This window comes from Acidobacteriota bacterium, from assembly GCA_016208495.1.
Classification (GTDB): domain Bacteria; phylum Acidobacteriota; class Blastocatellia; order Chloracidobacteriales; family Chloracidobacteriaceae; genus JACQXX01.
This window is the reverse complement of record JACQXX010000074.1, coordinates 42,468-48,501: the sequence shown is the minus strand read 5'-3', so window position 1 is coordinate 48,501 and position 6,034 is coordinate 42,468. Positions and strand designations below refer to the sequence as shown.

The following is a 6,034-nucleotide window of genomic DNA, read 5'->3' as shown; positions in this document are numbered from 1 at the left end:
TGTTTCAATCCCCGGCCAGGTCTAAAGGTGTTCAGGACATCGGTAACCATCACGGGCGGAGCGCCACAACCCTTGGTTTCAATCCCCGGCCAGGTCTAAAGGTGTTCAGGACTGTCTCACAAATAAAGAGCCGAGTGAGGTTTCTGATCTTGGTGTTTCAATCCCCGGCCAGGTCTAAAGGTGTTCAGGACCCACAGATATACAGTTTTTTTCAGGAAATAACACCTGGTTTCAATCCCCGGCCAGGTCTAAAGGTGTTCAGGACTTTTTTTTTGCATTGATGCCTGACTCAAAAAGTTGGAGTTTCAATCCCCGGCCAGGTCTAAAGGTGTTCAGGACGGGCTAGCCGTTCTTTGTTACGCGATTGTTAATGTAAGTTTCAATCCCCGGCCAGGTCTAAAGGTGTTCAGGACAGTCCGTCAACTTCGTTCTGTCCGTCGGCTCCGTCGACGTTTCAATCCCCGGCCAGGTCTAAAGGTGTTCAGGACCTGGTTTCAGACTTTACCGCCTGGTTCACGACGCCACCGAGTTTCAATCCCCGGCCAGGTCTAAAGGTGTTCAGGACCTTCCGGTCTGGGGATATTCCTCAGAGCAGAATGACCCTGCCGTTTCAATCCCCGGCCAGGTCTAAAGGTGTTCAGGACTCTGGCAGTCTTAACCCCTTTAAAAACTACTACTTAAACTACCCGTTCGGCTAACCTGCCTTCCGCAGGTTTTCCTGGCGGGGTTTCGACTGGTTCAAAATCCTCAATTTTCAAGGAAACTGGTTGATTGAGTTAGAGTTACAGGTTTGGGCTAACCTGGGCCATTTTGAGGAATTTTGAGGTTAGCCCGAAAAGCGAGTGTGTGACCTGGTCACAGTACCCTGATGGAAGCGGAAAGTCAATAATTTTTTAAAATCATTCTATTGATTAAACTTATGCCTATCAATACTTTAATTCACCTGTAATGCTTCTGTGAAAGTGTCTTTCCACCCCCTTTTGAATACCAATCCCCAAAGGGTACTCTGCCTTTTTTGTCCCTTGGGTTTCCTTCGTCCAATTTGTCCCTTCACACAACAACCCCTTTATCGGTCCAGCAAGGAAACACCTGCCGGAAACACAATAATCTGGTCCAGGGAAATCCCAATTTTGTATTCACGAGCGGTAGAGGTGGTGTGGTCGGCAATGAACAAATATCGGTCAGGAATCCCTTTCTTCAAAAACTGTCTTTTGATTTTGGACAGCATTTCAATGAACGAATTTCGGTACGATTCTTTGGCGCTGAGACTGGTGCTTTTGCTTTCAGAAAGCAACATTTTGAAAAAATCATTGAACCGCGAAGAAAACAGATCAATGGAAATTTCACCTTCGCTTTTCCCCAAAATTGTTTCCCAGTGCTCGCGTGTTGATTCGAGATACTCAGGTGTCATGTCCTCCAACCGGATGGAAGCTTGCCCGGCACAATATTTTCGGAGAAACAGCAAATACCCAAAAAACTCACGTTCGGTTAATTTTACGGTATGCCTTCCCACCTGGACTGTCCTTTTTTTCAAATCAATGACCAGATCGTTGGCCGATTCAAGCAGGTTTAAATTTTCCTGTCCTTGATCTACCAGGCTGGAATGATTCCCCTGAACGCCAGTTTTCCACCCTTCAACCAGCCCCCGGAGCCGGATGAAGGGAATATCAGCCAGATCAATTCGCAGTTTACTGGTTTCAACACGATGGAGTTTGCCGGCACGGTCCTCCAAATCCATAAACTCACCTGGGGCAATGTAGTAAAAGCTGCGACCAAACGTGGTTTCCAGTTCATCGGGGCTGACCAGGACATGAGAGAGGCGATCCTGCTGGCGGCCAAACAATTGCATTGCTGCCGTCAGGTAAATGCTCAGCGTTTTTCGGCCACCCGCTGCTGAGGCGTGTAATTGGGTGCTGGCATCTTTGGTCAATTCTCGGACCACTTCGCAAATCTGGTTGGCGGCGGATTCGTTGTCTTCGAGCGAACGGATATCCGTCAAATGGGTTTTATCGGCGGCCTGGAGCAGCGTGATATGGCTTTCAGAAAAGGCAATGCGTTCCGGAGCAATTCCAAAATCCCGGCAGAAGTCAAAGAATTTGCCTTCCTGTTGTGCCGGATTGGTCAACAGGGTAGACATTACCCTGTCTCGCCCATCAAGGGTTGTGATGATGCGGATTTCGTCAACCGGTTCGCCACGTTGCTGGGTGAGAGCATAGAGGGTTTCGGTTACGATTTGGGGTGTCAACCCCGCCACACAAAGCAGGATGTGTTTCATATGATACCATTTTGGGGTCAGTGGCCAGGGGTTGGAGGTCAGAAAAATTCAATTTTTTCAATAACTTAGCTTTTTCGTAATACGCTGTGCTTATTCCGAAATGGTAAGTACCTTACCGAAAATTTCCAGACATTTTCACCACGGAAAACACGGAAAACACGGAAAAAAATCAAGCACTTACCAAATCCAATATCTCAGGAAACTTATGACAAGGTATCTATAACCTCTAATGGAGTCCTTTATCCAATTTATCCAGGTGAAAAACTGGTCCTTCAAAATGACCGAAAATCCGCCTGGCGTCTTTATCTGACCAGGCGTCTAGTTCGTGGGTTGAGGGTGGTTTTGGGTTTCTCTGCACGTCTTTGAAGTCAAGACCACGGAGGGAAGGTCGCCCTTGAGGCCGGTCAATTTCCAGATATCTGGCAAGCTGGTCAATTCTTTCATTGATGAGAAGAAGCCGATCTGTGGGAAGATTCTCAATGCTTTTTTCAAACTGGGGAGAAAAAACAATCTTTTCAGACGGGGAAGGGTGCAGTGTCTTTTCATAAATGTCCTTTTTGGATCGTTTCCAAACCAGATCTCCCCAGGCTGAAAGGGTCAAGTCTCCATCAAGTTGCATCAACAACGTTTCGGGAATATGTTCAGAATCCGTAACTTTGAGCCCCTGACTCAGTCTTCGGAATACATTCAGATGACCCAAAATCGTTGCTTCAAAATCCATCTTTATAGGGAGTCGTGGAATCCGTAACAACTCATTTCCAGTTTCAAATACATAGATTGTTTCATCGGCATAGAACATGGCCAGGGTTTGCAAAAACCCCTGGACGCTTTTAAACCCACCAGTCAAATTAAACACCACGTGGTAGTTTGCCAGTTGATAGCCGGTCACCGTTTCCTCACACCACTCCACCAGCCCTGAAAGTGCGCATTGAAATGCCTGAAGGCTGGCCGTCTGCAAATCAGTCTGGCGTCTGACCTGCACGTTTTGCAATTCGTGCTTTTCAAGCCAGGCTTTTACCAGTTCAGCCGATTGATTCCCCAACCAGGTGTCCGTACATAACAGCACGTGAACATCCTGGGGACCCTTGATGATTGATCCATACAGCCGAACAATACTGTTTAACTCAGCAGAAATCCGTACGACAGCCGCCACATCGGCAGCCGCCAGCTTATCGTTCGCCCTGGCTAAAATCTTTGACAAAACAGCCGCATCAGCTTCAGGAATCTGGTCAAAAGATTTTGTATTGGCATATTTGGCGACCAGCGGACGTTCTTCATTGCTGACCACGTTTGTGAAAAGGCTCGTCCCACAAGGTGACAACACAAAATATGGCTTTCGGTGCATACTCTGACTCCTTTGAATCCATTTGTTTGATTTCAGCCATTTTCTTCGGGAAAAAGTTTAGAGTTCCGCCTTTAGGCGGCCTCCGTGTTCCTTCAGATCAACTTTGGGATACGAAACCCGTCTGAAGGCGGAACTCTGAACTAAATCACTGGATGTTCTTCATAAACCCATATCCAGCAGACGTTTTTCCACCTACACCTAAATCAGTCACCGCCTGGACCAGCCAGTATTTTGCTGTCTCCACCAGGTTTATGTTTTTAGCTGAAACGGCGAAATGGAAAGCAGTATTTTCACCAATAGCTCTAAAAAAGGTGGGGATTGGCTTGTCATAATCTGCGGGTGGGTTGTGTGAGTTGTAGTACTTACCATAGTGCGGGTTGAGAATATCGAGTTCAATCCTGGGTGCCTGTTTAGGGTAAGCATCAAAGAAGATCACCTCGCCCTGGTGACGCGTTGTTCCAAAAACTTGACTGAACAGACCGGCTGTTTCCAGCCACAGTTCTAAGCTTAATGACTGAATGGATTCAACTTCCCTGCAAAGTTCATCGTGTTTCAGGCGGTCGAGAAGTCGTTGCTGTTCTTGCGTTTCACCGGTTGAAAGCAGGTCGTCTAATTGTTGCAGGGGGGTTCTCTTATGGTCCTGCGTCCGCTGTGCCCTTTCTTCCGGGGTAGTTGCTGGAATTTTCAATTTCTGGGCGATTTCCCAAAATGCCCAGGCGCGGGCAACACCTTTCAAGGCACTACCGGGAATCAGTGGAATTCCATAAATCCGATGCAGGTTTAGACTGGTTTCCAGGACGTGTTCAACCCCAAATCCTACGACCAGGCGATAATCAGTGACAGCCGTGAACTGGCCTGGGTGATGGCCCGTTTTTTTGTAACTTTCGATCATGGCTGTGTATCGCGCATTCACTGCCTTGAGTAATGGGGAGTTACACTGAGGAAGCGATTTTTTCTTGGTCGCAAGCGTGAGGTCCCATCCGTCATCAGAAATCTGCAAATACCGATCCAACTCCAGACCTGGGTGATTGTGGATGGTTAAAACACTTGCTGTATCTTTAGGAAGTGGATACCTCATTGGGATTGATCCTCCTCAGATTTCAATTCAGCTTCTGCAAACCGTTTGAGCCAGCCGGCAAAGGCGAGGGTTTCGGTGGTTGCGTGTCGGTAATCCAAACTGTTGCTGTGAGACCCAATCAGACGTTCAAGTAATTCATTATCACTGGTGCGATAAATCTGGCTGGTGACCCATCTTGAGAAATGGCTGTAAAGAGCCTGATGTTCATCTTTATTTTTGGCTCGTAAAAAGGCCAGTGCCTGTCCAAGCCCGTTGTTCAAAACCAGAGCTGGAAATTTCTTTGCCCAGGAACTGTATTTCGCCTCAAAATCCTGACCTTTCACTTCTTGAATATTGTTCCAGGCTGCGGTTGCTCGTGCCTGTTCAATCGTTCGTTGCCGGGAAATGTTATTTTCTGGAGTCATAATTCGTTACCTCCACTCAAGTTAAGCCTGACAATTCCACGGCCAACCGTTTCATCTCCGCCGAGTTGAATGCGCTCCAGCCCTAAATCACGAACGAATTGCAACACATCGCCTGCGGATTGAAGCGTCCTGATTTTGTTTTCTTTGATTTTTCGAGGCCGAGTTGTATGCAATGGCGAATATAAAACCGTGTCGGAAGGAAGATGTTCTTCCGTCCACAACGCCCCTCGGGCGACGGTTTTGGTTTCCTGGTCAATTTTAATTCGGGTGATGACTTCAGTGGCAAACTGAGCGAAATCTCGGAAGGCATCTTCAGGTAAGATCACCAGATTGGTCCTGACCTTCTCTTGAAAGTAGGTGTACTCCGCTGACCCAGGGAAGACGTTTTCGGCAATCCAGTCAGAAATTATCTTTACATCTGCGTGCGTCGCTGCGGTAAACGCGAACTCCTCCAAAACCACTTTTCCACCAGCCACAGCACTTATCTGGTCAACGGTCCAGGCGTTTCCATTATCAGGAAGGTTTGTGAGATCCCAGTCAACTTTTTTCCCGGCAGCTTCCAAATCGCGTTTGAATCTGGCCAGGACATTACGGCTGGTGGTCCAGGCAAAAACACCAACCAGGGAACGGACTGGAAACAGCAGCAACCGGGCATCACCCGGCGAAAGGGCACCGGCATGTTCCTGCGCGCTATCACTTTCGGGACCGAAAACAAGAGCAATTTTTTCATCAATGTCGGTTTCTTCTTTGTTCTTGAGGGCCTCTCGTGCCTCAGCCCTCAATTTTCCTTTGACCCCAGATGACTGCACCAGAGGATACCCGGTGACTCGTTCGCGTTGAATCGGTAAATCAATCACTCCGACGCTGCTGCCACTTCCGGCGTGAAGCGGAGTTTCAACATACAGATAGAGCATTTCAGATTTCTCAAACAT

5 protein-coding genes and 1 CRISPR repeat array are annotated in these 6,034 nt (G+C 47.7%); all 5 genes read right to left on the bottom strand.

Translation table 11 applies throughout. From position 1 onward, the window contains the following. Position 1 precedes the first annotated feature (1 nt). Positions 2–644: a CRISPR direct-repeat array (repeat unit 37 nt; unit sequence GTTTCAATCCCCGGCCAGGTCTAAAGGTGTTCAGGAC). A gap of 422 nt (positions 645–1,066) precedes the next feature. The 5 genes from HY774_14625 to cmr4 all read right to left on the bottom strand — a co-directional run bounded on the left by HY774_14625 (position 1,067) and on the right by cmr4 (position 6,034). Further along, complete coding sequence (locus HY774_14625) at positions 1,067–2,275, bottom strand: TIGR02584 family CRISPR-associated protein (protein MBI4749719.1); 1,209 nt, start codon at positions 2,273–2,275, stop codon at positions 1,067–1,069. 226 nt (positions 2,276–2,501) lie between these two features. Then, positions 2,502–3,620 carry a putative CRISPR-associated protein gene (locus HY774_14620; protein MBI4749718.1) on the bottom strand — a complete coding sequence of 373 codons (1,119 nt, stop codon included), beginning with the start codon at positions 3,618–3,620 and terminating at the stop codon, positions 2,502–2,504. 145 nt (positions 3,621–3,765) lie between these two features. Then, positions 3,766–4,698 carry a type III-B CRISPR module RAMP protein Cmr6 gene (cmr6, locus tag HY774_14615; protein MBI4749717.1) on the bottom strand — a complete coding sequence of 311 codons (933 nt, stop codon included), beginning with the start codon at positions 4,696–4,698 and terminating at the stop codon, positions 3,766–3,768. After that, entirely contained in the window at positions 4,695–5,084 is a 390-nt protein-coding gene (gene cmr5 / locus HY774_14610) for a type III-B CRISPR module-associated protein Cmr5 (GenBank protein ID MBI4749716.1), read from the bottom strand. The genes cmr6 and cmr5 overlap by 4 nt, the downstream gene beginning before the upstream one ends. Before the next feature lie 14 nt (positions 5,085–5,098). Then, positions 5,099–6,034, bottom strand: coding sequence for a type III-B CRISPR module RAMP protein Cmr4 (gene cmr4, locus HY774_14605; protein ID MBI4749715.1), 936 nt, complete (start codon positions 6,032–6,034; stop codon positions 5,099–5,101).